The following is a 24,711-nucleotide window of genomic DNA, read 5'->3' as shown; positions in this document are numbered from 1 at the left end:
GAGGGATTGAGAGAGGTAAGCGCAATGAAAATGAACGGATTACGTTGGTGGGTGGTCGGCCTTGTCGCCTTGGCAACCATTATCAACTATATAGATCGGCAGACAATCAATGTCCTGTGGCCGGCACATATTGCGCCGGAATTATTCCCCGATATGGATGCCGATGGACATAAATATATATTGGGCATTATCAGCACTATTTTCATTTTTGCCTATGCCGCAGGACAGGCGATTTTCGGCAAAATATTTGATTGGATTGGCACGCGGCTTGGCTTTGTCCTTTCCATCGGTGTTTGGTCCATTGCAACGGCTGCCCATGCCTTTGCGCAAGGCGTGTTAAGCTTTAGCTTTTTTCGGGCGGTTTTGGGTGTGGCAGAGGCAGGAAACTGGCCCGGCGCGGCCAAGGCAAATGCCGAATGGTTCCCGACAAAGGAACGCGCCTTGGCACAAGGAATTTTTAACAGCGGCGCGGCAATTGGCGGCATTATCTCCATCCCGTTAATTGGTTATTTGGCGATATATTTTGATTGGAAAATCATTTTTGTTCTGGTCGGTCTTGTCGGTTTAATATGGTTGGTGCCGTGGATGATTATTGTAAAAGCGCCGCCAAAATATCATGATTGGTTGTCCGATGAAGAACGCGAATATATTCTTTCTGGACAAAAAAATATCGATGCCGAAAGCGATGATGAAGAAGGATATAATCCTGGCACAAAAGAATTATTGGCACGTAAGGAAAGCTGGGGCGTCATTATTGCATCGGCGGCCATCGATCCGATTTGGTGGTTGTTCATCATTTGGATACCGACATATTTGTTCGAAGTGCATCATTTTAATGTAAAGGATTTGGTTGCCTCTGGCTGGCTGCCCTATGTTGGGGCGATGTTGGGCGCATGGTTTGGTGGCCTGTTGGCGCAAAACCGTTTAAATGCAGGGTGGAGCATCAATAAAACGCGCAAATTCACCATCACCTTGGGCTGTCTTATCATGTTGCCTGCATTGGTGGCATTGGCGGCTGCGTCAACACCTTGGTTGGCATTGGGATTGATGTTTACCATTTTGTTTGGATTTCAAACCGCCATTGGCAATGTGCAAACCCTGCCCAGTGACTTATACGGCAAAAAAACCGTGGGAACATTATCGGGCATTGCCGGCATGGCGGCAAAATTAACCGCTGCGGCATTGACCTATTTGGTTCCCATCATCACCGCAGGGGCAAATTATTATTCTGTTTTCATTTTGGGCGCGGGCCTTGCCCTTACCGCTATTGCAAGCGTGTGGGTGCTATGCGGCGAGATTAAACAGCTTAAACCATTAAATAAGTAAATTTTAATATAAATAATAGGAAGAAAATAATGACAAAATTAACAGGAAAAACCGCAATCGTCACCGGCGGCAGCCGCGATATTGGCCGCGCAGTGTCGCAACAACTTGCCGCAGATGGCGCCAATGTTGTGGTGAATTATTGCAATAATGAAGCCGATGGTCAGGCAACATTGGATGCGATTAAGGCCGCGGGCGGCAATGCCATTTTGGTGCAGGCCGATGTGACCAAAGAAGCCGATGTAGATCGTCTGGTCGCCGAAGCATTATCAGCATTTGGCGGTAAAATTGACATTTTGGTGAATGTGACCGGCGGTTTGGTGGCGCGTAAGGGCTTGGCCGAAATGGACATGGAATTTTTCAACCATGTGATGCAATTAAACGTCACATCGACATTTTTAATGACCAAGGCAGTTGCGCCTCATATGCCCGAAGGCGGCGCGATTTTAAACTTCGCATCACAGGCAGGACGCGATGGCGGCGGCCCAGGTGCAGCAGCCTATGGCACATCAAAGGGCGCGGTAATGACATTTACCCGCGCAATGGCAAAGGAATTGGGACCAAAGGGTATCCGCGTCAATTCTCTATGCCCCGGCATGATTGCCACCGCATTTCATGATACATTTACCAAGGATGAAGTTCGCACCGCGGTTGCCGCCGGTACGCCGCTTCGTCGCCAAGGTAATAGCGAAGAAGTCGCCCGCACCGTGTCCAATTTGGTTTCCGATGACAGCAGTTTTGTCACCGGCGCAAATATCGACATAAATGGCGGCACTCTCTTCTCCTAAACGGAATATAAAATGACTATTTTTATCTTTGGCGAAGCCATGTTGGAATATCACAGCAATGGCGGAGCTGCGGGCCTGCAATATGGCGGCGACACTTTAAATACGGCCATACATATGGCGCGTGCTGGTTTGGATGTTGCCTATGTTACGGCGCTTGGTACAGATAAGGTAAGCGATGCTCTCGTCCGCGAAATGGCGGACGAGGGTATAAATACGCAATATATTTTGCGCCATCCGGATCGCACCACGGGGATTTATGCCATCCATCTTGATGCAAAGGGGGAACGCAGCTTTGTTTATTGGCGTGACCGCAGCGCGGCGCGCGATATGTTTGGGCTGCCGCAAATGGCAGATGTGATGGGCCACGCCCAACAGGCATCTATGTTATATTTCAGCTTAATCACCCTTGCCATTTTGCCCGAAGAAGGGCGAAATATGCTTTTCAAACTGGCGGCAACTGTCCGTGAAAATGGTGGCAAAGTGGTCTATGATAGCAATTTTCGTTATAATTTATGGCCCGATTTGGATACGGCCCGCGCCGTATCACAGCATGCGATGATGACAAGCGATATTGGATTGCCGACCAATGTTGATGAACAACAAATATGGGACAATAGCATGTCGCAAAGCGATATTGCCGGACGCTGGCATGATGCGGGTTGTAAAGAAGTGGTGGTAAAGGCTGGGGAGCATGGATGCGTATATTCCGATGCATTAAGCCCGCCGCGCCAATTTGATGCCAATATGGTATCTGTGGTGGACAGCAGCGGCGCAGGCGATGCCTTTAATGCGGGATATTTAATTGGCCGATATCGGGGTGATGATGTCGAAACATCAATTGCCGCAGGCCAAAAATTGGCCGCATGGGTTGTGGGAATGAAGGGGGCAATACCGCGCCGCGAAACAGGAATTTAAGGACTTTTTGACGGGGGTTCATTGCGGCTAAGTGCCTTTGCGCACCATGGCCGCATACCCTGTCCGTTTAATTATAACCGATATCGTGATTATGACCCTACAACTGGCCGATATATACAGGCTGACCCCATCGGCCTTGATGGCGGGCCATCACCCTATCAATATGCACTTGGTAATCCGATACGCTATACCGACCCCACGGGGGAGATAGCAGTAGCGTTCGCGCCCGCTATAGCTTTATGTTTTACACCAATCGGTTTCGTCGCATGTAGCGGAGTGGCAGTCTTGACTTTGTATGCAGTGTATGAATTTCAGGCGCATAACCCGTATAACCCCCGTGGACCAAATGCTTGCTATTTTCATGGAAATAGAAATAGCTTTGGCGGGGGCGGAGTATTTGGCAATCCGCCGAATAATAGAGATGATGGAGATGATGATCCATGTGAGCTTCAATATGATGATGACTTGTCGATATGTACTTCAGCTCGCATTCAATATGGAAGAAAAGGTTATTCGCTTTGCGCAAGCTATGCACTTCGACGCAGAAATCAATGCAAAAAGGGTCAGCGGTTAGAACAATTAACGGCAGTGGACCGCCCAATTACAAGGGGTTAATTTATGTCAGAAGTTAGAATAATATGTGATGAAAATGGCTTGACTTTTTATTCCAATAAAGATGGCAACGGTTTTAAACCAGTGCATAATATTGCTCCATCAACGTTGGAACAAATGTCATTAGCAGATTTAGAATATAGTATTTCTTTTAATTGTGTTGCCGATTTACTTGAATTACAAGCCTTATTCCAAGATTATTTCTGGTCAAATGACGGTACAACCCCACCTTTATTAAATAAAGACGAAAGCCGTCTGCCAAAATCTTAAATGCCGAATGGTAGGAGATAGTAAGTTGAAAAATATTCAAATAATTGATGAGGCCCCTAATTGTGCATATGATATATTTTCAATTCCTGATGAGAAATATGATATTATATTTCCAGGGCCAGGACAAAATATCGAATTTATAGAAAATATTATTGAACGTCTTTCAGATTTAGAAAGTGAAAATCTTTTTACAGATTTTTGGGTCGATCCCGTCGTAAAATCCGATGTCAATGGCATAGACGGAATATTATTTTACAAATTAAGAGAGCAAAAAGCTAAATTTTATCCTAATAAAAAAGATTCAGATTTAGACGGGTGGGCAAGGGGGTGGATTTCTGATCCAGATGCTCCCCCCGTTAACACACCCAAGTTTATGAGAAATCTATTTAAATAAACAACGGACAGGCACAGATGCTTCCCATTTAATTATAACCGATATCGTGGTTATGACAGGGCAATTATCTGCAATATGCTGGCCGATATATATCGCTAAGTATTTTTGGCTGACCCCATCGGCCTTGATGGCGGGCCATCACCCTATCAATATGCTCTTGGTAATCCGATACGCTATACCGACCCCACGGGGGAGATAGCAGTAGCGTTCGCACCCGCTATAGCTTTATGTTTTACACCAATCGGTTTTGTCGCATGTAGCGGAGTGGCAGTCTTGACTTTGTATGCAGTGTATGAATTTCAGGCACATAATCCCTATAACCCCCTTGGACCAAATGCTTGCTATTTTCATGGAAATAGAAATAGCTTTGGCGGGGGCGGAATATTTGGCAATCCGCCGAATAATAAAGATGATGGAGATGATGGATGCGCCGCACTTATTGCAGAAATAACCAAACTCAGGAACGAGCTTGCTCGACGTGTGGACGAATATCAGCGAGACCCTCTCGGTTTGCCTGAAGGACCTGGACCGCAGACGCGGATTGGACATGTGCAACAGTTCCGTGATAAGCAAACTCGCCTACGCAGAAAGTTAAAGGAAGCCGCATCAAGAAGATGTAAAGGCATCCCTGCTGACGCTTGGTATTACGCAACGAGAGCTATGTAATAATGCAAAATCAGGATATACAAAAACTGGCGAGAGGATGGATTGAGGAATATTCCTCCCCAAACAAAGATTTGCCTCAGGACGATAAGTGCTTAGACCACTGGAATGCATTGGAAGACATGATATCTGCAATGAACCCAGAATCTTGGGATGTTATTGTGAGTATAATTAAAGCGTCAGACGACGAATATATTATTGCAAATGTTGCAGCTGGGCCGCTCGAAAATTTTATCGCAAAACTTGGACATAAAAGTTTGAACAAGATAGAGAATGAAGCACTAAATAGCCCGCGATTTGCATATGCCTTGCGGGGAGTATGGCAGAATTTGACGCCCGATGATGTTTGGGAAAGAATAACTATGATAGTGAAAAAGACTGGAGGCTAAAATTACTTTAATCACTATAGAAATTATTTTTAGCCCAGGTAATTACTGCGAAAGCGCACTTAATTTAAAGTGATATTTTTATAAAGACAATAAGTATATTTTAAAAAATTAGGGTGTGAAACGATTTTTAAAAACTGATTTATTTTTGAAGCATTGATTCAATATCCGGGTAGGAGATTGGGTCATAGGCTCTGATTTGTCAAATGAAGGTTGTCACGAATTTGCAACGGCTATATTAAATGACAAATATGGTATTGGTAATTGGAAAAAAGGCCAAGGTGGCGAATATAATCGTATAGTTAAAGCCTGCCGAAGAGGCGGTCTAAAATAAAAAACTATCATCAAAACGGAATATAATTTTATGAATTTATTTGTTGTAGATCATATTCATTACGAAAATGGTGACGAAGAATTGGCAAAAAGGATTGGCATATTTTCTTCTTACCAAAATGCGCAAAATGTGATTGACCGCCTTAAACATCAACCAGGATTTATAGATTATCCAAATTGCTTTCATATTTTAACTCTTCGGGTTGACAAAACCCATTGGTCACAGGGTTATAATAATGTCCATATTCCTGAATAAATTAAGCATATGGTTTATGCGAAAAAAGGATTTAATATGAATGTATATTTGGTCACGCACGCGCATGAGTTAGAGTTTTATGCAGAACATGAAAAAATAATTGGCATCTATTCCACACAGGAAAATGCCGAAGAAGCCATCAACAAACTTAAATTAAAGGCTGGATTTTGTGAACGCATTGAGGATTTCCAGATAGAAGAACATATTGTTGATGAAGATAGTTGGCGGGAAGGCTTCGCCACCATCACACATATATTAAAAAATGGTCGCAAATTGGTAGTCTGCGTTCCAACATGGGCAAAAAATGATTTGGAAATGCGTCAAAAAATGAGTGACGAGGAATGAACAGGGACAAGTAATTTCACCTGGCGTTTATACCCTTCCCGCCTTTCCGGGACAGGTACAAACGCTTCCCGTTTAATTATAACCTATATCGTGATTATGACCCGACCAGTGAGCCTTCTACAGATATACCCAGCGGCTGGAGAATTAGAGAAATGCCAGCTACAGAACAATATCCAGATGGGCATTGGAAATTAGAGAAACCTATGCAAGATGGTTCATGGCAACCTATCAACCCAGCAACAATGAAGCTAGGAACAAGGCCAGAGACCCATATTCCTATTCCTCCAAAATAAGGGACTATTATGTATTTAATTGCTGAAAGATTTAATGAAGCCAAAATAATAGGTTTGTGTCTAGAAAGCGTGCTTTACACAGTTAATACAATCTCTATTCAATTTGAAGGCAATAATAATATTACAATTTTTGACAATCCAAAGCCTAAAGATTATGAGTATATTCAATATATTGGATGTACTATAAAGAAATTTGAAATCCAAAGAGATCGAAAATCCGTTAAGGTTTTTTTCGATGAATCTAATTTCATTTTAATTGACGGGTCTGATCAAAATTATGAATGCTATACTATAAATTTAGATGGTGATGAATTTGTGATTTAACAGTTTCTGTTAATATATACTGGTGGATTTGCGGATATGATAACAAATGTGCAGCCATATGGCCGAATTATTCTATGGGGCAGTACTGGTCAATGGCCGCCAAATGGGCCTGATCGTTGGTCATATCAAGATGAATATGGATTTCGGCCATGAAAAATATATCCCTGAAGAAAATAAAAATCACACTGTATAAACAACGACCTCCTACTGATATAAAGATTCTTCAGGAACTAATAAATATTAATTGGTCAAAAATAAGTGGCGCAAATATTGATGATGCCTGTGAAATTATTTTAAGAGTAAGTGCAGATGTCATTATTATTAGATCCTGCAACACCGATCCCAACTATTTTCAATATAAAACGGTTTTCTCGGCTATAGAAAAGAATATTCGAGCATCTGGGTTGTTGGACTTGTCAGTAGAATTTAATTCATATTTCAGAAAATTTAATGACCATCTAAATAAAATGAAAAAATGAAGCCAGACGTGAGATGCCAAATGGACCTAATCTATGGCTCAAAAAAGCATATGATGATATGAGTCTATCAAATTCTGACAAATTAAAAATCAAAGCTGCTCAAAAAGCATTTGGTTGCAGAAGAAGGGCCTTTTAAAGAAGTATGACTGGTTTTGCAGCACATATATTATATGCTATTCAAAGAGTTGATGGCACTGGACCAATTTCCGTAACAGAGAATATCTATTTAATTAATGCAGATAATTTAGATGTGGCCAGAGCCAAGTCGCGTAAAATAATGGAAGATGAAAAGCCCGCATTTGAAGGAATAGAGCTTGATCATTTTCCAGCTAAACTTCTTCTTTCCAAGGTAAGAAAGCTTGTAACGATAAGCAATATAGAACCACCGCAAGAAGAATATCCTTCTAAAGACGGCTCTGAAATCACTTATTTAGAATATGAGATTGATAGATTAGAGGTTTTAGATGAGATGACAAATCGCGCAGGCATGAGCATTAAATTTTTTGACTAACCTATTATAAAAGTGGATAATATATAGAAATTCTAGGTAAAGGCTTCCTAATGGAAAATAATGACCCAAAAGACTATCTGCCCGATGAAGTTAGAGATTATTTGCCGGTCAAATTAATTGATGCCATCAAACCATATCTTTCGGATGTCGATGCCTTTTATCAAACCCGCATTGATTTTATTGATATAATAGAGTCGGTTCACCAATTGGCCGAATTTTCAAAACATTTTGATTATAGTAAAAAAGATGATCTTGAAAAAGCAGTCATAAGGTTACAAATTAGTTTCATTGAACATATTGAGCATCATATTAACTCTTTAAAGAAAAATATAGAATATGCCTCTGAGCAAATTTTTGATGAATAGTGGGCTAAGTCAATAAAACCTATTTGCAACATACTTCCTGCCAAAGTTGAATATTTGGCGCAATTTTTCCGGACAACTATGTTTTAGGATATCGAATGATGATGGATATTGAAACTGCTAGAAAAATTATAAATGCATCTATATCATTTGATCAAAATATTGGGATGATTGACGACGCTGTCTCAAAAATATCATGCCAAAAAGAAAAGAAATTATGGGCGGCTAAAATCGGCAAGCTACTTCAAATAATCAATGAAGATTTTATAAATCAGATATACAAATTATATCCAGAATTAGACCCAGATTGATAGAGATGGGAAGAAAAATGGAATTAGGAAAAACCATAAATTTAGAGAGGCGCTTACTCGTCAAGACAAAGCGAGGTGAGATCACTGATTTGAAGATCAGCATCCTAAATGTCTGTGAAAATATTGATCTGTTGGCATTTTTTGCCGAAATAGAGTTTACAGGCCATGTGAATATGAACATTAAAATCTATGGCGTGGATGAATTAGACGCACTCAAAAACTCTATTAACTATATCGATACACAATTATCTCACATATGCGAAGATGCGACATTATTGTGGGATGATAAAAGTGAGTATTGATCCTGTAATAGAATGAAAATTCCCGATAGGAGACCGCTTGAATGACAATTGATCGCACACTTAGCTTTGAACTGTCAAATGATGGTGATGAGATAGACATCCATTTCAACGAAGCTGGATTGGATGATTGTATTTCTATTCTACAGCAAGCGAAAATGCCAGGCTTTAGGCATGAACATCTCATGACACATAGCTGGGGCGGTGAAGAATTAACAGAGGAAGTTCAATGCGAAAATGCCAAGTTAATTCACAAAGTGACCATCCATAAATGGAAATAGATATTCTATATCACCTTGCTGATGCATGTAACATATTCTGGTGATGCAAATCATGTCCTGCCAGCAAATCAAAAGCCGCACGACGAGGAATGATGTTAATTTCACGGAGCAAGAATCTCTCAGCGATATTCTAGATAGAGTTCAGCAAATAATAGGTATAACATACTGATTATACACCATTCATTAAACAATTTAATATATCTGCTTCATAATATTTATTGGCATGGATTTAGGGGTGCTGGCCTTGGCGCATCAGGCGCAGCAATAGATTTATCTAATGGGAGTTTGGAATGAGCAGCCTTATAAAACCTAAATATCCACTTATAATGATGAACGATTACTATATCAGAAATTTTAATCAACCATTGCCCTGGCATAAGGCATTTTTTCTTGAGTATTATAATGGTGATTTTTCAATAACTGTTAGTGTTAAGGGGTTTAAAAGTGGAAAATTTATCAAAAATGCCTATGTAATTGATGTTCACTGCCGTAAATTTCCGGTTCTGGGCGTAAAAAAGCTGGGTCAATATCGTAAGCTTCTCACTAAGCTAGGCTTAAACAGCTTGCCCAAATATTATATCGAATATATTTATGGTGATCCTATACAATTAACATTTAAAGAGGCGCGTGAGGAAATTTTTAATCTTGTTGTCGCACGTCGCTGGTATGGGCCAAAAAATTATCGTAAATACATAGCCAGTTTTAGAAATATGGAGGAATTGGCTAGCAGAATTGGTTTTTATGGTAGGTGGCAGTTTTAATAATCGCTAGAGCATAGCTGCGTCTTTCTTCCCCCCTTTCCGGAACAGGCACAGACGCTTCCCGATTTATATTATAACCGATATCGGGATTATGACAGGGCAGTTATTCGCAATATGCTGGCCGATATATATCGCTTCGTAATTTTTGGCAGACCCCATCGGCCTTGATGGCGGGCCATTATCCAAATTGCTCTAAGGTGATATGAATCGGGCTTGTTCCAAGCATGGCATATTGAATAATTTGGTTGCGAAAGCTCACTTGCCCAACAATTAGTTGTGGGAGAAATAGCTGTTAACATTTCAGAATCTGTAAGTGCAGGTAATTATGATACTTATGGGGTCACAGGTACTTGGCCAAAGGATGTCATGGTGACCGGAGCGCCTGACATTCAAGGTTACCTATCTGGCTCAAGACGAGGCAGCATTGCCAATATAGGGACCTTTATTATTGGAGAAGCACAAAAAATATTTAATTCATAGCCTTGAGCGAAGTTCTGAAAGTGATAAAAAATTCATATCTGGTAGCAAAAAGATTGAAAATATTGTTCAAAGAATTGCTGATTACAAATATTATGTGGTGAGTTTTAATGCGGTTGAGGGTGAATCTTATGTAATTTGGATACGCGAAGATTGTGATGCATTTGCTACGAAGCAAATAGATCAATCCCCCAGAATGTAGCAGCATTAGCCAAACTGGTATGAAGGCGCAGTTAAGAACTACACCAACATCAATATGCGCTACCTGCCCACATTTTTATCTTGTAATGCGATGATAAAGGCAGCATAAATATTATATTCAAATTTGGGGCATATAGCATTGAATATAACAGCTATAATAGGATTGATAACGCTCTTCCGCCGCAATATGGCATCTACTCCCCCACGCTTGGTGTCGTCGCACGCAAACATGCCCCGCATGCCTGCACTCCTCCATCCTTACAAACCGACACGCCATTTGCTTCCGGTGGATATGACGACCAAATGAACCTATATGCCTATGTCGGCAATGATCCGGTGGACAGCGTTGATCCGAGTGGGAAACAGAGCGAGCGTGCAATGGATCTCAAGCGAGGTAACTGTCGCGGGGCCGAGGCTCTTCGATATAGGTGCATAGGCAATTGCGCTGTCGCGGCGAAAATCCTCGCTGACGTTGCTCCAACGATTGCGGATTTCATTCCAGTCGTGGGAGATGGCAAAGGTGGCGTAGAATTTGTCAAGAACCCGAGCGTAATTGGTGGGTTGTCGGTTGTTAGCGCGGACGGGCAGCGACAAGTGCGTATGAAGTTCACGGAGAAAGGTAAGAACATCCGCCCTCATGCTCATTTGGAACAGCGGGATGCACGTGGTAGTTGGCGGCCAGTCGCTGACGATCATATTTTTTTCAAAGAGGACTAGATGCCTTCAGCTACATATTATGCAAGAGTCCAGGATGGCGAGGAAACGGTTGTCATCTCGTTCTACAAAGAACAACCTGGAGGCTGGAAACTGAACTTGGAAGACGAATCAGGCGCCTATATCTCCAATGGAGATAGGTGGGTTGAAACATTGGACGACCTAGTTCTCCAAATAGCCAATTTCACTCAAGATGAAATTGTTTGGAGGGAAGAGAACCGGGATGATCCAATCTCCTTCTATAATGCAGCCAAGCGGTGCATCGTACCGCGATGATTCGTTCGACTCGATTGCACCGACTTGAATGATCTCACATAGAAACCGAATCGACGTCACAATTCTCGAAGCCTTAAGGCCAACGCCCGACGCAGCGCCTGCTGTTAGTGAAGTACCGTTGGATCAGCGAGACGCAGCTGGTTTTTGTGCGACCCAACTTCTGTACCAGTCGCGCCTCGTTTTCAGAGCACCACTGGCCCTGGGATTGTATCCAGCCATGATGGATTTGAGCGGTTTGCCTCGGTGGCGCAGAGCTTTGATTCCTATAGCTGTCAACCTCACCCGTGCCTCCACCACCAACGGCCTAAACCAATATATATCAACATCCACGGGCGCGGCATTTTTATATGATGCCAATGGCAATTTGACGGGCGATGGCAGTTTCAGCTATACCAAGACGCAAGAAAACAGATTGGTTCAGGCTTCTGGTACGAACCTTAGAAAAACAGGGCGCAACCTTGCGCTATGACCCGCTTGGCCGTCTCGTCACTTGGAAAGGCGTCCCACGCCTTCCCGTTTCCTCGATACTTAACCAGCAATATGCGCTATCTGCCCACATTTTTATCTTGTAATGCGATGATAAAGGCAGCATAGTTATTATATTCAAATTTGGGGCATATAGCATTGAATATAAACAGCTATAATAGGATTGATGGCGCTCTTCCCCAGCAATATGGCATCCCCGCCGCTACCAATATTGGGCGGTTCCAATTTAGCGCAGCCAGCGCCATGCCGGGGGCATGGTGATGCAAGCACAAGCCCAAAATGAAAAGCTTAGGCATAAAAAGTTAAGGCCAGAAATCGGGCTGTACGTGGCTGCTCTTTCCCCGAAAGAGCGCCATGCTCGCTACCATTATAAAGCCCGCATCTACTCCCCCACACTAGGCCGCTTTTTACAAACCGACCCAATTGGATATGACGACCAAATGAACCTATATGCCTATGTCGGCAATGATCCGGTGAACAGCGTTGATCCAAGTGGGATGAAAGCGGGGGAACGCTATAAAACAATACGCCTTGCAGCAATGGCCGCACTTCATGACATAAACAATAAATCGATAAATGAAAACAGGGAGTACGGTGGCGTAATATATAAAAGACTAGACGGAACATTTAGTTATACAAGCCCACAAAAGGGTACAATTGATGGGGTTACTATCAAGCAAACAAGCCCACTATTTACTAAAATAGTCGCTGATTACCACGCTCATGGTGCAGAAACACCAGAATATGATGAAGAAAATTTTAGCCCTACAGATATTAACAATAGTCAAAACTTAGGCACAATTGGCTATTTAGCTACCCCTAGTGGAAGCATTAAGGAATTTAATCCAAACAAAAAGGATAATATTCAGACAAAAAATGATGAGAGAATAGCAATAATCGGAAATACAAAAAATCAATCGGCACCTGAACCGTTGCCTCCGCCTGAAAGTCGGCCCCAAGAATATTGTACACCGGGACATTTTTGCAAATGAGTATAAGAACTAAACCACTATAACCAATAAATTTATTGTGCTATAATCTAATAAAATATACTTAGGTGATTTATGTTAAAATATTTAGGACTTATTTTTTCAATTTTTATACTATCCTCTTGTTCAAACTATAAAAATAACGAACAATCCAGAAAAGACTATATTTATAAAGGCAAGGAAAAAATTGAGCTATTTCAACAGGACCATAATTACAAACCTAAATATGGTTATGCTTCAGATGTAGAAACAGCTACCCAAATAGCTGATGCAATTGCATCGAAAATATATGGGAAAAGCAATATATCAAAGCAGAAGCCTTTTATAGTTACGAATAGCGAAAAATATTGGAAGATAACCGGTCAAATACCTGAAAATAAATCAAATATAGCTGTAAAAGGCGGCGTAGTTTTAATTATAATTGATAAGCAAAGTGGTGCTATAATTAGATTGAGTCATGGGAAATAATACAGATCACTTTACACCATTATTCTAATACGGCAGGGGAAGAGAGCATTGGCCAGCTTACCGTTCCGAAGCCATCATTACAAAAGCCTATGGTTATCGCTCAGATTATGAACTAAGAAAGTCTACACAAGGATGTAAAAATCATTGTATTGCGGATTGGACAGGTCAATGAAAATTTTTAATATCGTAGCTTTAGCCTTGCTTTTTACGCCTTACACATCTTATTTTGAGAACGAAGTTCCCAAAACTTGTTCTAAGATTGACCATTGGGTTTATGATGAAATAGAATTCACCGAAATAGCGGCATTTACAGAAGTAACTGTCCATAAAGATGATATTACATATTGGGGGTATAAATTCAGTTCAGAGCGTAAATTGGTAAAGTTCCTAAAAAAGGACCTGAATGATACCAAGGCATCAATTCCTAGACATATATTCCTTCGTTCCGACAAAAACATTTCATGTGAAAGATTTAACCATGTCGCAACAATAATTGATGCACATTATCCTTGCAAGGATGGCAAATTATGCATCTGGGCGCATGGATTAGGCGCTGGCGCCATGCCGTTAGGGATAGGCCCGCCGCCACAAAATTAATGTTGAACCACAAACAGTTTATGTTGTAAAAATAACAAGATGTGCAAATCTGAAAACCAATATAGCACCAATTGACGGATATATTATTGAAGCTGTTTTCCAAAATTAATTTGATTGATTTAAAATAGCATCTTCAATAAATTTTCCGCCTCCTATCTCCTAACCGATGCGCCGGCATCAGGGGCATATGCTTGGCTTGGTGGTGGGGGTTGATTGGACAAGGGTGCTTGGTTTTGAATGGGGATATTATTCGCATCGTAATGGAGACGATTTAGGTCTATTTTCCATAGCACTAACATATTGACTTTCATGTAATAATCGCGTTTATTTATCAATATTAGATATTTATGTGGATGAAGGGGGAGAGGATTTGCTTAGCAATTATCATAACGCGTCATCCTGCCACGCCTCTTCCTGCCAAATGGGTGCGCTTCTCACCATGCCTATTCCCACCTCTCATATCTACTCCCCCACAGTTGGTGTCGTCGCACGCAAACATGCCCCGCATGCCTGCACCCCTCCATCCTTACAAACCGACACGTTATTTACTTTCGGTGGATATGGACGTGAGGCTGCTCTAGCTGCGGCAAAATTTGGGCCTACTGTAACTCTAAATAATGCCAATGCACTGGCTCATGCATTTGGGTTTGGAGAGTGATTATGAAATATAATATTATTTTCCTACCCTTGTTAACTTTATCATGCTCGGCAGTAACGCATAAAGAGCCCGAAAATGACAAGCTCAAAATTGAAATGGTTGCAAAAAGTAAAACTGAAATTGCATTTAAATATGATACTAAAAACATCATATATTGCATTCCTTCTTCGGATTTAGACATGAATGCATTCTTGGTTGCTAGTAAAGATCCGCAAAAAGGTAAGTTAGAACATACTACATATTCAAATATTGCTAATTTTACGGCACCTTACGACGGCGCGTCCTCCTATATAACAATAATATATGGCAAAGGTGAAATTATTTTAGAGAGAGCAAATAATGTGGAATCTCAAACGGTTTATCTTGCAAGAATAGCAAGATGTGCAAATCTGAAAACCAATACAGCACCAATTGACGGATATATTATTGAAGCTGTTTTCCAGAATTAGTTTGATTGATCTCCTAACCGATGCGCCGGCATAGGGGTCATATACTTGGCTTGGTGGTGGGGGTTGATTGGACAAGAGTGCGCGATGCAATATTATTAAAGAACTGAGATAAATGGCTTTTATCTGATGCAATTAGAGGCTATCATCATAAAGTTTTCAAAAAACACGGTTTGCCAGCCAGTACATTTGGCGGCTCTGGCCTTGGTTCGGTTGTTCCAGATGCTGTTTGGTGCAGGAGGTGTCCATGAGAAAAAATTTCGTTCCTAAAATTATATCTATCATCTCATTATTTGTGTTTGTCATATCATGCCAAAATCCCAATGAGGTGAAACATATTATTGGCAATCAAGAATATCTCATCCCGAAGAAAAATTTATTAAAATTTCAAAGCGGTGAATTGGTTGACGCATTTGTCAAATCATATGAAAATTCGGCCATAGAGGGTGATGAAATTGGCCTTTTTTTTGAGGCGCGCGAAGTTAACGAAAAAATAGCCTCATATCCCACTATGATATCTGGATTTGACGGAGACTATTCTCTAACTTTAACACCAATCATTAAACATGCTAGTTCCATTGATCAGTAAGGCAAATCGGCTTTACAAGTTTTTTTAGGCGATGATGCGGCCGTGCATGGCAGCATTGGCCTTGCGGATAAATACCAAATGGTTCCAGATGATAAAATCGATGGGCATTTCCGCCTCTATCACAAGGGTCATCAAGGTAGTTGGCTATTAATAGAACAAGGTGCACAAGGTAAACAGGAAGCTGTTATTGCACATTGTTATTATATCGAAATTCGAGGTAAAAAGACAAATTTTGAGTGCGATAGAATGTATAAATCAAAAAATCTTGAAATGAGTTACAGTTTATACAGTCAAACCTATCATTTATATAAAGATGTCGACAATTTCATAATAAATAAATTAAAAATATGGGAGAATGTTGTGCAATGATTTTTGCTAATGAGTATAAGGACACACCTTTTAGCCAATATTTTATTTAGCTATAATCTAAAAACTATATTTAAATGATTTATGTTAAAATATTTAGGACTTATTTCTTCATTTTTTATACTATCCTCTTGTTCAAACTATAAAAATAGCGAACAATTCAGAAAAGACTATATCTATAAAGATGCAGAAAAATTGAGCCATTTCAACAGGACTATAATTACCATCCAAAATATGGATATGCTTCAGATAAAGAAACAGCTTCCCAAATAGCTGATGCGACTGCATCAAAAATATATGGGGAATAGCAATATATCAAAGCAAAAGCGATTTATAGTCACGAATAGCACATAATATAGAATATATTTTTATAAAATAATTTTGCGGATTAAATATCTGGTGCGGCCAAGAAGACTCGAACTTCCACGGGCTTTCGCCCACAACGACCTCAACGTTGCGCGTCTACCAATTCCGCCATGGCCGCACATGCCCGCCGGACAAGCCCAATGGGCTAGGCGGATGCCATTAGCAACGCCGCGCGATTAGTGCAAAGCATTTTTATCAATTGACGAAAATTACAATAATTTCGCGCAAATATTAGAAATTTGGTTAATCCTTAATTTACCAGCTGTCGCAAAGCGGGACGTAATTTTTCTTTGGCGGATATTAACCATAGGGCGGGGCGTTCGTCCTCCAAAATGGAGGTTAATCGCCTTGGCTTTGCTGGTTAAAAAGCCGTTACTATTCTTATATGAGAAACAAGCCCGCCTTGACCTATATCATCCCCATATTGATGGGCTGTGCGATGTTCGCGCCGCAAGGGGCAATAGCAAAGGCGCAAAAAATGGCCTCTGCAACGGTTCAAATTGTAAAGGCAGAGGAAATCAACTTTGCCAATGCGGCCGATAAACAATCTGACAAGACAAGTAAAATCGTGCAAAATGGTGCTTTCACGCAAAATGGCCAAGATGATATGGGCCGCCAAACATATGTGCGCAGCGGCATTGTTGGCGATATTTCGAAAACGGCATTTGCCGAGCAAAAGCAAAATTTGGCATATGATAAAATGGCGCAGACGCGCAAAGATATTGGCCAATTGACATTGGTTGAGTTTAATTAAGCCGCCAACATATATTTCCAAATCGACAATATAATATTGCTATAAATTTATGGCAGGGCTAGCCATTTTTGATGCAACAGCTTTCCGATGCGCAAAAGTCAGGTTCATTTCGGTGGGAATTTTCCCGTCTTTTAATGCTGGCTTGGCCGGTCATATTAACCAATCTCAATTGGTCTTTAATGGGGTTAATCGACGTCGCGGTGGTCAGCCAGCTTGGCACGGATGAGCTGGCGGCATTGGCCGCAGCGCGGATGCCGGCATGGGTGGCCCTTGCCATTGCCATCGCCGGATTGTCGGGTGTGTTGGTGTTTGCCGCGCGTGCCGATGGGGCGGGTCAATATGAACAAAGCGGCGATATTTTGCGCCAGGGACTTATCCTTGCTGCCATCTGTGGATGTATCAGCATGGGGATATTCCTATTATTTCCGGTGCAAATATTATCGGCTTTATTCATCGCCGCACCAATACAATTGCCATCGGCGGCGGTCATGTCGGCCTATGCCTGGGGATTTCCGGGGCAGCTTATCATGGTAACAGCTGCTTATTTTTTAGAAGGAATAAGCCAACCCAAAAAGGTGATGATGGTCAATTTGGGCATATTGCCGATTAACGGCATTATAACATATTATTGGGCCATGGGCGGCGGCCCATTTGATGCAATGGGCGCAGTGGGCGCGGGCTATGCCACATCCTTATCATCCACCATTGGCGCGCTGTGGATGGTATATTTGGCAAGTTTTAATGCAGATAGAATATTACGCGGAACATATTTATTTCAATGGGCATTGTGGAAAGGGGCGGGCCGGAATCTTGCTGCTTTGGCAAAATTTGGCATTACGCCGGGCATTGCATCGGGTTTGGAATTGGGCGGGTTTATATTTTTGGTCGCTTTATCCACGCAAATGGGAAATGAAGCCGCCGCCGCATTTCAGCTGATGTTATCGGTGCATAATGTGGGATTTGCCCTATCAATTGGTATCGCATCTGCTTTGGGGGTGCGCGTTGGCAATGCGATGGGGGCGGCACAGGGTCATGACGTGCCGCGCCGTATTTTTATGGCGGCAATAATGGCTATTTTAATTTTGGGGGTGATGAGTATCATCGCCATTATATTCGCAGGCCATATAAGCATGTGGTTTGAAAGCGACGCAGCGGTGGGCGCGTTGGCCGCATCGATGATGATTGTGATGTTATCTTTTCTTATTTTTGATGGGCTTCAAATGCTGTTCACCTATGCGTTGCGATCATTGGGCAGGCAAGAAATTGCCGCATTTAACGGCATTATTGCATTTTTTGTCATAATGGGCGGCAGTGCATATTATTTCACCCATGCCGGATGGGGGGCAATTGGTTTGGCATGGGCGGCGGGCATTGGCATGTTAAGCGCGACAATATTGCATCTATGGGCGCTTATCCGCTCACGCCATTTGATGACCGCGCAAATATGTTAATTTAATTTCCAACTGATAAATAATTTTGTGGCGCGGCGCGGCACGTCCAACTGGGCCTCGCTAAAATCCACTGTTGCCCCGGGGGCAAGCTGTGCCACGGGTGGGTTCATTTCCCATTGATGGACCTTTATCCCCTTTGCATCGCGCAGGGTGACAATCATCACCGGAATATCAACCTTTTTTGAAGTTGGGTTGACGATAGTGCCGCTGGCGATGAAATATTTTGTGCCATCGCCAGTTTCGCCATGTTTGAAATTTTTGGGCAACACAATTTTTAAATCAGGCTCTTTTTGACTATATTGGGTGAAAAAGCTGGGCGGACCAAAATATGCCAATGCGCCTGCTGCCCCCGCAATGATAAGGGCAAAGATAATGGCGGCGATTGTCCATAATTTTGCCGGATTTCGGCGTGGTTTAAATGGCGGTTCATGAGAAAAATGACTGACGCTTACGTCCTGCATATGCTGGGCTACTTGGCCAATATCTTGATCATTTTCACCTTGAAAATTATCCTCGCCCTTTGGACGCGATAATTTTTCTTTAATTTTGGTTATTTCTTCAAATACCGCCTGTTGGCTTGGCCTATTTTGCTCATCTTGAATAGATGGGGCAGGCGGAGGCGTTTCGTGCTGTTGTGTTAGCTGCTGTTGTGTTTGTTGCTGCGCGGCATCATGCTGCGTTGCTTGCTGTTGCGGCGTTTCCTGTGTTGCAATGGTTGGCGCGGCTACTTTTGGCGCGGCAACTTTTGGTGCAGGAGGAATGGGCGGGTTTTGCGCCATTTCGGGTGCATCCGTGCGGGCCGCCAATTCTGGACCTTGTTGAAACCAGCTATGTTTGCAATTTGCGCACCGCACCTGACGGCCATTAACGCCAATGGCATTGTCTGGCACGACATATTTTGTTGCGCATGAGGGGCAGTTTAATAACATGTAAAATGCCTTACCGAATATGGGGCTATTGTTGCAAGAGTAATGATAGTATTTGCTGGTGATAAAATCCTGCATTGCTTTGCAGCGCATCAGCTTCTATTCCGTAACTAAGATGGAATCTATTGTAAACTTTGATAATGTTGGCCTGCGCTATGGAACCGAGGCAGAGGTGCTTTCGGGGCTTAATTTTTCGCTATATCCAGGAAGTTTCTATTTTTTAACAGGGGCTTCGGGTGCAGGTAAAACATCGCTTTTGAAATTATTATATTTGGCCCATATGCCCAGCAGGGGGTCGATTAAAATGTTCGGCAATGATTTGTCGATCATGGATCGGCGCAAATTACCCGGATTTCGTCGCCGAATTGGCGTTGTTTTTCAAGATTTCCGTTTATTGCCGCATTTATCAGCAGCCGATAATATTGCCCTGCCGCTGCGCATTGCAGGAATATCGGAGGATGAATTGCGCGGGCCGGTGGATGAAATGCTGTCTTGGATTGGGCTGGATAAACGCGCAAATGCCCATCCCGCCACGCTGTCGGGTGGGGAACAACAAAGAGTCGCCATTGCCCGCGCGGTTATTGGCCGTCCGGATATTTTGGTGGCTGACGAACCAACGGGCAATGTCGATCCAGAAATGGCGGTGCGTTTATTGCAATTATTTGCCGCGTTAAACAAATTGGGCACAACAGTTATTGTGGCAACGCATGATGTGCATTTGTTGAAAAAGGTTGATGGGGCGCAAATGATGCGGTTGGACAAGGGGCAATTATCCGATCCCACCGGCTCGCTGCGCCACCCGCCACGCCCGCTTATTTTAAAAGATATGGCATGATGCAATGATGAATTTCTGGAACATCCCTGCGCATCATCGCAATCTTATCCCCGAGGGGCGGTTTAATGGGCCAATGCCGTGGGTAATTGCGATAATGATGTTTTTGGCGACATTGGCCATTGGTTCGGCATTGGCGCTGGGCAATTTGGCCATGGAAAGCCGCGCCAAAATATCAAAGCAAATCAGCATACAAATTTTGGAAAGCAATGAACAATTGCGCGCGCAACAGGCCGAACAAATTTTAAATATATTAAAAAAACGAAGCGATATTGTCACCGCCGCCATTGTTCCAGCACAGGATGTGGAGGAAGTGGTCGCGCCATGGTTGGGCGACAGCTTAACGGGGTCGGAACTTTATCTGCCCACCTTGATAGAGGCAGAGACGTATGAGGATTTTAACCAGATTGAGCTTAATCAATTAAAATCCCAATTGCGCGACGCCGCGCCGCAAATGTCCCTTGAATCACAGGCGGAATGGTTAAAACCTTTATTTACCTTTACCCAAAGCATGACCTTGCTTGCCATATTTTTGGTATTTTTATTGGCGGCGGCCACATCGGCCACCATCGCTTTGACGGTGCGTTCTGCGCTTAACACCCATTGGGCAACCATTGAAATCATGCACCAAATGGGCAGCAGCGACCAGCAAATTGCCCGATTATTTCAACGGCGAATTGCGCTAGATGCCCTATTGGGATCGGTGGTTGGTGTGATATTTGGGGCGGTGATTATCATTATATTTGACTGGCAATTTTCGAAAATGGCTGTGGGAATTTTTTCACAAAGCCAATTTCCACTTTATGGTTGGCTGATTATTGCTTTGGTGCCATTATTGGCAATGTTTTTATCATGGTTGATGGCCCGTTTTACGGCCCGCCGCGCGTTAAGGAAAATGTTGTGATTAGGCGTGTTTTGGCCTTTATTCTGCTTGTTTGGATTTTGGGATTTGCCTGGTTTGGTTTTGCCCTGCCGCAACGTGCGGATAATAAAGTACGCACCGATGCGATTGTGGTGTTAACCGGCGGGACAGGGCGGATTGAACCTGCATTAAAATTATTGGAAAATGGGGCGGCGAAACGATTGTTAATATCTGGCGTGGACCGCGATGTTAAACCGGGTGAATTGGCCGCGGAATATGACCGTGAAATGGCAATTTTTGATTGTTGCATTGATTTGGGTTTTGAATCTGTGGACACAAGATCAAACGCGCTTGAAACCGCGCGATGGGCATCGGTCCATGGGGTAAAGTCGATAAGATTGGTGACCAATGATTGGCATATGCGCCGCGCAAGGTTGGAATTGGATTTATCCATGCCCAATGGCGTGAAAATCACCAATGATGCGCTGCCCACGCATCCCAGCTTGTTTCAATTATTTAAAGAATATAATAAATATGCGCTGCGTTTAATCGCCTCGCTCATTGGGATATAATCATCATGTTGCGTTGGATGAGAACATTATTATTTCGTATTTTATTCATCATTGGATCGGTCCCTTATGTGGTTTTGGCATTTGCCACCATGCGGATTTGGCCTTGGGGGCAGGCGAAAATAGTGCGCGGGTGGAGCAAATATCATTTATTTATCGTGCGTTGGATTTTGGGTATAAAATTGGTGGTAAAGGGGCAATTGACCCCCGGCCCGGTTTTATATGTGGTAAAGCATGAAAGCATGTTTGAAACGGTGGACACGCTGCGATTTTTTGACTGGCCTGCCGTGATTGCGAAAAAGGAATTATTCGCCATTCCCCTATGGGGGCGTGCCGCGCGCTCATATGGGATGATAGAGGCCGATAGAGAGGGCGGGGCAAAGGCGCTGCGCCGGATGATGGAGGCGGCAAAGGCTGCCATTGCACAGGGCCGCCCGATTATCCTATTCCCCGAAGGGACAAGGGTGAAAACAGGCGAAATGCCGCCATTGCAATCGGGATTTGCGGGCCTGTATAAAATGTTGAAATTGCCCGTTGTGCCTATTGCTTTGGACAGCGGAAAGTTAATGCCGCGCACTGGCCCGTGGTCAAGCGGCGTTTTAACCTATCATATTTGTGAAATGATACCTGCTGGATTGCCGCGTGAAGAGGCAGAGGCACGGGTTTATGCCGCGATAAACCATTTCAATATATCAAAATCCGACACGCAAAATATTTAATGTTTGCGGCCAAAATCTGGGGCAGCATCATCCTGTCCTTGTTCCACAATGGATTGGCGAATATTGCGGGTTCGGCTGAACATGCTTTCCAACTCATCCCCCTTATCATATCGAATCGCGCGTTGCAGCGCGGTTAAATCTTCGGAAAATCGTTGCAGCATTTCCAATACCGCTTCTTTATTGGATAAAAATACATCGCGCCACATTACAGGGTCGGACGCGGCAATCCGTGTAAAATCACGAAAACCGCCCGCGCTATATTTAATCACCTCGCTTTGCGTCACTTCTTCCAAATCATTGGCTGTACCCACAATGGTATAGGCGATTAAATGCGGCAAATGGCTGGTCACAGCAAGCACCATATCATGATGTTTCGCGTCCATAATGTCCACCTCTGCGCCCACATTGCGCCAAAATGTCGATAATTGTTCAATGGCAGATTTAGGCGCATTTTCGGGCGGGGTTAAAATGCACCAGCGCCCCTTAAATAATGTGGCAAATCCGGCCTCTGGTCCGCTTTTCTCCGTTCCGGCCACTGGATGGGCAGGGATGATGACATGATGGGGCAGGGCGCTGGACAAGGCCTGCAGCACGCTTTGTTTACAGCTGCCTACGTCGCTAATAATTGCCTCGGCGGGCAGGTCATGGGCAATTTGCCCTGCAACCATAGCCATCGCGCCCACCGGCACGCATAAAATGACCAATTCGGCATCAATGACGGCGGTAGCGGCATTGTCTGTTATATCATCGCAAAAGCCCATGGGACGGGCGCGTTCACGAACCATGGCATCGGCATCATATCCGGTGATGCGGATATTGGGCATATTTGCCTTTACCGCACGGGCGACCGATGATCCGATAAGGCCAAGGCCGATAATGGTGACACGGGAGAAAGGCAGCATTATCGGGCGCGTTCCAAAATATCGCGCAAGGCGGCCATAAATCCGTGATTTTCTTCTTCACTGCCAATGGTAATGCGAAGGCAGTGACCAAGCCCTTGGCCCGCCAATCGGCGCACCACATAACCCGCATCCATTAACTCCTTATCCGCTGTTTCGGCAGATACAGCGCCATCAAATACCACCAAAATGAAATTGGCGGCCGATGGAATGGCGCGCAGGCCATGATTGGAAAGCGCGGATATTTCTGTATTCATCCAACCGCGCCATTTTTCATTATGTGCGCGGCTGTCCTTAACAAAATCCTGATCGGCAAGGGCGGCAATGGCCGCGGCCTGACCCGCACTGGTCACATTAAATGGCCCGCGAATCCGGTTTAATATGTCGATTAAATGCGGCTGGCCATATGCCCAACCAATTCGTTCGGCGGCAAGGCCATAAATTTTGGAAAAAGTGCGGGTAATCAGCACATTGCCATATTTACGGGCAAGATCAAATGCGCTTGGCCCATCATTGTCCAAATATTCGCCATATGCCTGATCAAGAACCAAAATCACATCACTGGGCAATCCGGCATGCAGACGGGCAACATCTTCATCACGCATCACCGTGCCGGTTGGATTATTTGGATTGGCCAAATAAACCAATTTTGTATTTTCATTGACCAGCGCCAACAAAGCATCAACATCGGTTGCATAATCATTATCGGGGGCCATCACCACCTTTGCACCAACCTTGCGCGTGGCAATATCATAGACAACAAAGCCATAGCGCACATGGATAATCTCATCCCCAATGCCGGCATATCCCGCCGCGATTAAATTTAATAATTCATCTGACCCCGTGCCGCAGACGATATTTTCACTTTCAAGGCCATAGGTGTCGGCCAATGCCGCGCGCAGGGCGTTGCTGGCCGGATCGGGGTAACGGGCCGCGCCCACTGCCTGCGCAGCAAGGGCGTCGCTGGCGCTTTTGCTGCACCCCAATGGATTTTCATTGGCGGATAATTTAATAAGTGGGCGGCCATCATCGGCCTTTGCCTTGCCGGGGGTATAGGCGTGAATGGCGCTGATATAGCTTTTGGGCGTGGGTATAGATAATTTTGTCATGCAGCAGCCATAGCGATGATTACATGCTTTTCCAATATTCTATTGTGTCTA

The 24,711-nt window shown here is 43.4% G+C and carries 38 protein-coding genes, 1 tRNA gene and 1 pseudogene; 35 read left to right on the top strand and 5 right to left on the bottom strand.

Annotation, left to right across the window (positions count from 1 at the left end; all coding sequences use genetic code 11):
* The first annotated feature begins 24 nt into the window (after positions 1-24).
* The 21 genes and pseudogenes from LPB140_RS00295 (at position 25) to LPB140_RS00205 (ending at position 10,585) form a co-directional block, all read left to right on the top strand.
* Positions 25-1,326 (top strand): MFS transporter, encoded by a 1,302-nt coding sequence (locus tag LPB140_RS00295; RefSeq protein ID WP_072558187.1) that lies wholly within the window; start codon positions 25-27, stop codon positions 1,324-1,326.
* A 29-nt stretch (positions 1,327-1,355) separates the two neighbouring features.
* Complete coding sequence (locus tag LPB140_RS00290; protein WP_072558186.1) at positions 1,356-2,111, top strand: SDR family NAD(P)-dependent oxidoreductase; 756 nt, start codon at positions 1,356-1,358, stop codon at positions 2,109-2,111.
* A 12-nt stretch (positions 2,112-2,123) separates the two neighbouring features.
* Positions 2,124-3,026 carry a sugar kinase gene (locus tag LPB140_RS00285; protein WP_072558185.1) on the top strand — a complete coding sequence of 301 codons (903 nt, stop codon included), beginning with the start codon at positions 2,124-2,126 and terminating at the stop codon, positions 3,024-3,026.
* A 21-nt stretch (positions 3,027-3,047) separates the two neighbouring features.
* Positions 3,048-3,218 (top strand): annotated as a pseudogene (locus tag LPB140_RS12600) (RHS repeat-associated core domain-containing protein); the annotation flags it as partial.
* Positions 3,219-3,387: 169 nt separating this feature from the next.
* Positions 3,388-3,600 carry a hypothetical protein gene (locus tag LPB140_RS12480; RefSeq protein ID WP_232223417.1) on the top strand — a complete coding sequence of 71 codons (213 nt, stop codon included), beginning with the start codon at positions 3,388-3,390 and terminating at the stop codon, positions 3,598-3,600.
* A gap of 44 nt (positions 3,601-3,644) precedes the next feature.
* Positions 3,645-3,908: a hypothetical protein gene (locus LPB140_RS00275; RefSeq protein WP_072558183.1), complete on the top strand. Its 264-nt coding sequence runs from the start codon at positions 3,645-3,647 to the stop codon at positions 3,906-3,908.
* A 25-nt stretch (positions 3,909-3,933) separates the two neighbouring features.
* Positions 3,934-4,302: a DUF8220 family protein gene (locus LPB140_RS00270; RefSeq protein ID WP_198024123.1), complete on the top strand. Its 369-nt coding sequence runs from the start codon at positions 3,934-3,936 to the stop codon at positions 4,300-4,302.
* Positions 4,303-4,407: 105 nt separating this feature from the next.
* Positions 4,408-4,968 carry an RHS repeat-associated core domain-containing protein gene (locus tag LPB140_RS00265; protein WP_072558181.1) on the top strand — a complete coding sequence of 187 codons (561 nt, stop codon included), beginning with the start codon at positions 4,408-4,410 and terminating at the stop codon, positions 4,966-4,968.
* Between the two features lie 2 nt (positions 4,969-4,970).
* Positions 4,971-5,354, top strand: coding sequence for a DUF6869 domain-containing protein (locus LPB140_RS00260; RefSeq protein WP_072558180.1), 384 nt, complete (start codon positions 4,971-4,973; stop codon positions 5,352-5,354).
* 361 nt (positions 5,355-5,715) lie between these two features.
* Positions 5,716-5,940 (top strand): DUF7336 domain-containing protein, encoded by a 225-nt coding sequence (locus LPB140_RS00255; RefSeq protein ID WP_072558179.1) that lies wholly within the window; start codon positions 5,716-5,718, stop codon positions 5,938-5,940.
* 36 nt (positions 5,941-5,976) lie between these two features.
* Entirely contained in the window at positions 5,977-6,285 is a 309-nt protein-coding gene (locus LPB140_RS00250; protein ID WP_156874073.1) for a DUF7336 domain-containing protein, read from the top strand.
* A gap of 302 nt (positions 6,286-6,587) precedes the next feature.
* Positions 6,588-6,902, top strand: coding sequence for a hypothetical protein (locus LPB140_RS00245; protein WP_072558177.1), 315 nt, complete (start codon positions 6,588-6,590; stop codon positions 6,900-6,902).
* Between the two features lie 58 nt (positions 6,903-6,960).
* Positions 6,961-7,095, top strand: a complete 135-nt coding sequence (locus tag LPB140_RS12555; RefSeq protein ID WP_257785772.1) for a hypothetical protein — start codon at positions 6,961-6,963, stop codon at positions 7,093-7,095.
* Entirely contained in the window at positions 7,052-7,381 is a 330-nt protein-coding gene (locus LPB140_RS00240) for a hypothetical protein (protein WP_072558176.1), read from the top strand. The genes LPB140_RS12555 and LPB140_RS00240 overlap by 44 nt, the downstream gene beginning before the upstream one ends.
* Before the next feature lie 142 nt (positions 7,382-7,523).
* Positions 7,524-7,892, top strand: a complete 369-nt coding sequence (locus tag LPB140_RS00235) for a hypothetical protein (protein ID WP_072558175.1) — start codon at positions 7,524-7,526, stop codon at positions 7,890-7,892.
* Positions 7,893-7,942: 50 nt separating this feature from the next.
* Positions 7,943-8,257, top strand: coding sequence for a hypothetical protein (locus tag LPB140_RS00230; protein ID WP_072558174.1), 315 nt, complete (start codon positions 7,943-7,945; stop codon positions 8,255-8,257).
* Positions 8,258-8,352: 95 nt separating this feature from the next.
* On the top strand, positions 8,353-8,565 hold the full coding sequence (locus LPB140_RS00225) for a hypothetical protein (RefSeq protein ID WP_072558173.1): 213 nt from the start codon (positions 8,353-8,355) through the stop codon (positions 8,563-8,565).
* Between the two features lie 17 nt (positions 8,566-8,582).
* Positions 8,583-8,867 carry a hypothetical protein gene (locus LPB140_RS00220; RefSeq protein WP_072558172.1) on the top strand — a complete coding sequence of 95 codons (285 nt, stop codon included), beginning with the start codon at positions 8,583-8,585 and terminating at the stop codon, positions 8,865-8,867.
* Positions 8,868-8,908: 41 nt separating this feature from the next.
* On the top strand, positions 8,909-9,145 hold the full coding sequence (locus tag LPB140_RS00215; protein WP_072558171.1) for an Imm32 family immunity protein: 237 nt from the start codon (positions 8,909-8,911) through the stop codon (positions 9,143-9,145).
* A gap of 290 nt (positions 9,146-9,435) precedes the next feature.
* On the top strand, positions 9,436-9,906 hold the full coding sequence (locus LPB140_RS00210) for a hypothetical protein (RefSeq protein WP_072558170.1): 471 nt from the start codon (positions 9,436-9,438) through the stop codon (positions 9,904-9,906).
* Positions 9,907-10,354: 448 nt separating this feature from the next.
* Positions 10,355-10,585 carry a hypothetical protein gene (locus LPB140_RS00205; protein ID WP_072558169.1) on the top strand — a complete coding sequence of 77 codons (231 nt, stop codon included), beginning with the start codon at positions 10,355-10,357 and terminating at the stop codon, positions 10,583-10,585.
* A 308-nt stretch (positions 10,586-10,893) separates the two neighbouring features.
* On the opposite strand, the gene LPB140_RS12255 is transcribed toward LPB140_RS00205, so the two are convergent.
* Entirely contained in the window at positions 10,894-11,280 is a 387-nt protein-coding gene (locus LPB140_RS12255) for a hypothetical protein (protein ID WP_156874072.1), read from the bottom strand.
* Between the two features lie 511 nt (positions 11,281-11,791).
* On the opposite strand from LPB140_RS12255, the gene LPB140_RS00185 reads away from it, so the two are divergent.
* From LPB140_RS00185 to LPB140_RS00150, 8 genes are all read left to right on the top strand, one after another.
* Positions 11,792-12,043 carry a hypothetical protein gene (locus LPB140_RS00185; RefSeq protein ID WP_072558165.1) on the top strand — a complete coding sequence of 84 codons (252 nt, stop codon included), beginning with the start codon at positions 11,792-11,794 and terminating at the stop codon, positions 12,041-12,043.
* A 271-nt stretch (positions 12,044-12,314) separates the two neighbouring features.
* Entirely contained in the window at positions 12,315-13,052 is a 738-nt protein-coding gene (locus LPB140_RS00180; RefSeq protein WP_083549742.1) for a DUF4329 domain-containing protein, read from the top strand.
* A 72-nt stretch (positions 13,053-13,124) separates the two neighbouring features.
* On the top strand, positions 13,125-13,517 hold the full coding sequence (locus tag LPB140_RS00175) for an NTF2 fold immunity protein (protein ID WP_072558163.1): 393 nt from the start codon (positions 13,125-13,127) through the stop codon (positions 13,515-13,517).
* 168 nt (positions 13,518-13,685) lie between these two features.
* Positions 13,686-14,114 carry a hypothetical protein gene (locus tag LPB140_RS00170; protein ID WP_072558162.1) on the top strand — a complete coding sequence of 143 codons (429 nt, stop codon included), beginning with the start codon at positions 13,686-13,688 and terminating at the stop codon, positions 14,112-14,114.
* Positions 14,115-14,553: 439 nt separating this feature from the next.
* Positions 14,554-14,772, top strand: coding sequence for a hypothetical protein (locus LPB140_RS00165; protein ID WP_156874070.1), 219 nt, complete (start codon positions 14,554-14,556; stop codon positions 14,770-14,772).
* Between the two features lie 2 nt (positions 14,773-14,774).
* A complete protein-coding gene (locus tag LPB140_RS00160; RefSeq protein ID WP_072558160.1) occupies positions 14,775-15,221 on the top strand; it encodes a hypothetical protein in 447 nt (148 codons plus the stop codon).
* A gap of 325 nt (positions 15,222-15,546) precedes the next feature.
* Positions 15,547-15,807, top strand: a complete 261-nt coding sequence (locus LPB140_RS00155; RefSeq protein WP_156874069.1) for a hypothetical protein — start codon at positions 15,547-15,549, stop codon at positions 15,805-15,807.
* Between the two features lie 42 nt (positions 15,808-15,849).
* Positions 15,850-16,176, top strand: coding sequence for a hypothetical protein (locus LPB140_RS00150; RefSeq protein ID WP_072558158.1), 327 nt, complete (start codon positions 15,850-15,852; stop codon positions 16,174-16,176).
* Positions 16,177-16,570: 394 nt separating this feature from the next.
* Here the strand turns inward: LPB140_RS00150 and LPB140_RS00145 are convergent.
* A tRNA-Leu gene (locus LPB140_RS00145) sits at positions 16,571-16,657 on the bottom strand.
* A 267-nt stretch (positions 16,658-16,924) separates the two neighbouring features.
* Between LPB140_RS00145 and LPB140_RS00140 the strand changes: the two genes are divergently transcribed.
* Positions 16,925-17,293, top strand: a complete 369-nt coding sequence (locus LPB140_RS00140) for a hypothetical protein (protein ID WP_156874068.1) — start codon at positions 16,925-16,927, stop codon at positions 17,291-17,293.
* 71 nt (positions 17,294-17,364) lie between these two features.
* Positions 17,365-18,744 (top strand): MATE family efflux transporter, encoded by a 1,380-nt coding sequence (locus LPB140_RS00135; RefSeq protein ID WP_072558156.1) that lies wholly within the window; start codon positions 17,365-17,367, stop codon positions 18,742-18,744.
* Here LPB140_RS00135 and LPB140_RS12415 read toward each other — a convergent pair.
* Positions 18,741-19,673 (bottom strand): zinc-ribbon domain-containing protein, encoded by a 933-nt coding sequence (locus tag LPB140_RS12415; protein WP_083549740.1) that lies wholly within the window; start codon positions 19,671-19,673, stop codon positions 18,741-18,743. The two genes, LPB140_RS00135 and LPB140_RS12415, sit on opposite strands and share 4 nt — an antisense overlap.
* A gap of 112 nt (positions 19,674-19,785) precedes the next feature.
* Here LPB140_RS12415 and ftsE point away from each other — a divergent pair, with 112 nt between their 5' ends.
* From ftsE to LPB140_RS00110, 4 genes are read left to right on the top strand one after another with little or no spacing between them, the layout of a single operon-like run.
* Positions 19,786-20,505 carry a cell division ATP-binding protein FtsE gene (gene ftsE / locus LPB140_RS00125; RefSeq protein ID WP_072558155.1) on the top strand — a complete coding sequence of 240 codons (720 nt, stop codon included), beginning with the start codon at positions 19,786-19,788 and terminating at the stop codon, positions 20,503-20,505.
* A gap of 4 nt (positions 20,506-20,509) precedes the next feature.
* Positions 20,510-21,406: a cell division protein FtsX gene (locus LPB140_RS00120; protein WP_072558154.1), complete on the top strand. Its 897-nt coding sequence runs from the start codon at positions 20,510-20,512 to the stop codon at positions 21,404-21,406.
* Positions 21,403-21,936 carry a YdcF family protein gene (locus tag LPB140_RS00115; protein ID WP_072560058.1) on the top strand — a complete coding sequence of 178 codons (534 nt, stop codon included), beginning with the start codon at positions 21,403-21,405 and terminating at the stop codon, positions 21,934-21,936. The genes LPB140_RS00120 and LPB140_RS00115 overlap by 4 nt, the downstream gene beginning before the upstream one ends.
* A 5-nt stretch (positions 21,937-21,941) precedes the next feature.
* Positions 21,942-22,652, top strand: coding sequence for a lysophospholipid acyltransferase family protein (locus tag LPB140_RS00110; protein ID WP_072558153.1), 711 nt, complete (start codon positions 21,942-21,944; stop codon positions 22,650-22,652).
* On the opposite strand, the gene LPB140_RS00105 is transcribed toward LPB140_RS00110, so the two are convergent.
* Positions 22,649-23,554, bottom strand: coding sequence for a prephenate/arogenate dehydrogenase family protein (locus LPB140_RS00105; RefSeq protein WP_072558152.1), 906 nt, complete (start codon positions 23,552-23,554; stop codon positions 22,649-22,651). The two genes, LPB140_RS00110 and LPB140_RS00105, sit on opposite strands and share 4 nt — an antisense overlap.
* A complete protein-coding gene (gene hisC, locus LPB140_RS00100) occupies positions 23,554-24,660 on the bottom strand; it encodes a histidinol-phosphate transaminase (protein ID WP_072558151.1) in 1,107 nt (368 codons plus the stop codon). Before hisC ends, LPB140_RS00105 begins: the two co-directional genes overlap by 1 nt.
* Positions 24,661-24,711: the final 51 nt, after the last annotated feature.

The sequence above is a fragment of the Sphingorhabdus lutea genome, assembly GCF_001889025.1.
In the GTDB taxonomy this organism is placed as follows: domain Bacteria; phylum Pseudomonadota; class Alphaproteobacteria; order Sphingomonadales; family Sphingomonadaceae; genus Sphingorhabdus_B; species Sphingorhabdus_B lutea.
This window is presented reverse-complemented; position numbering and strand designations above follow the sequence as displayed.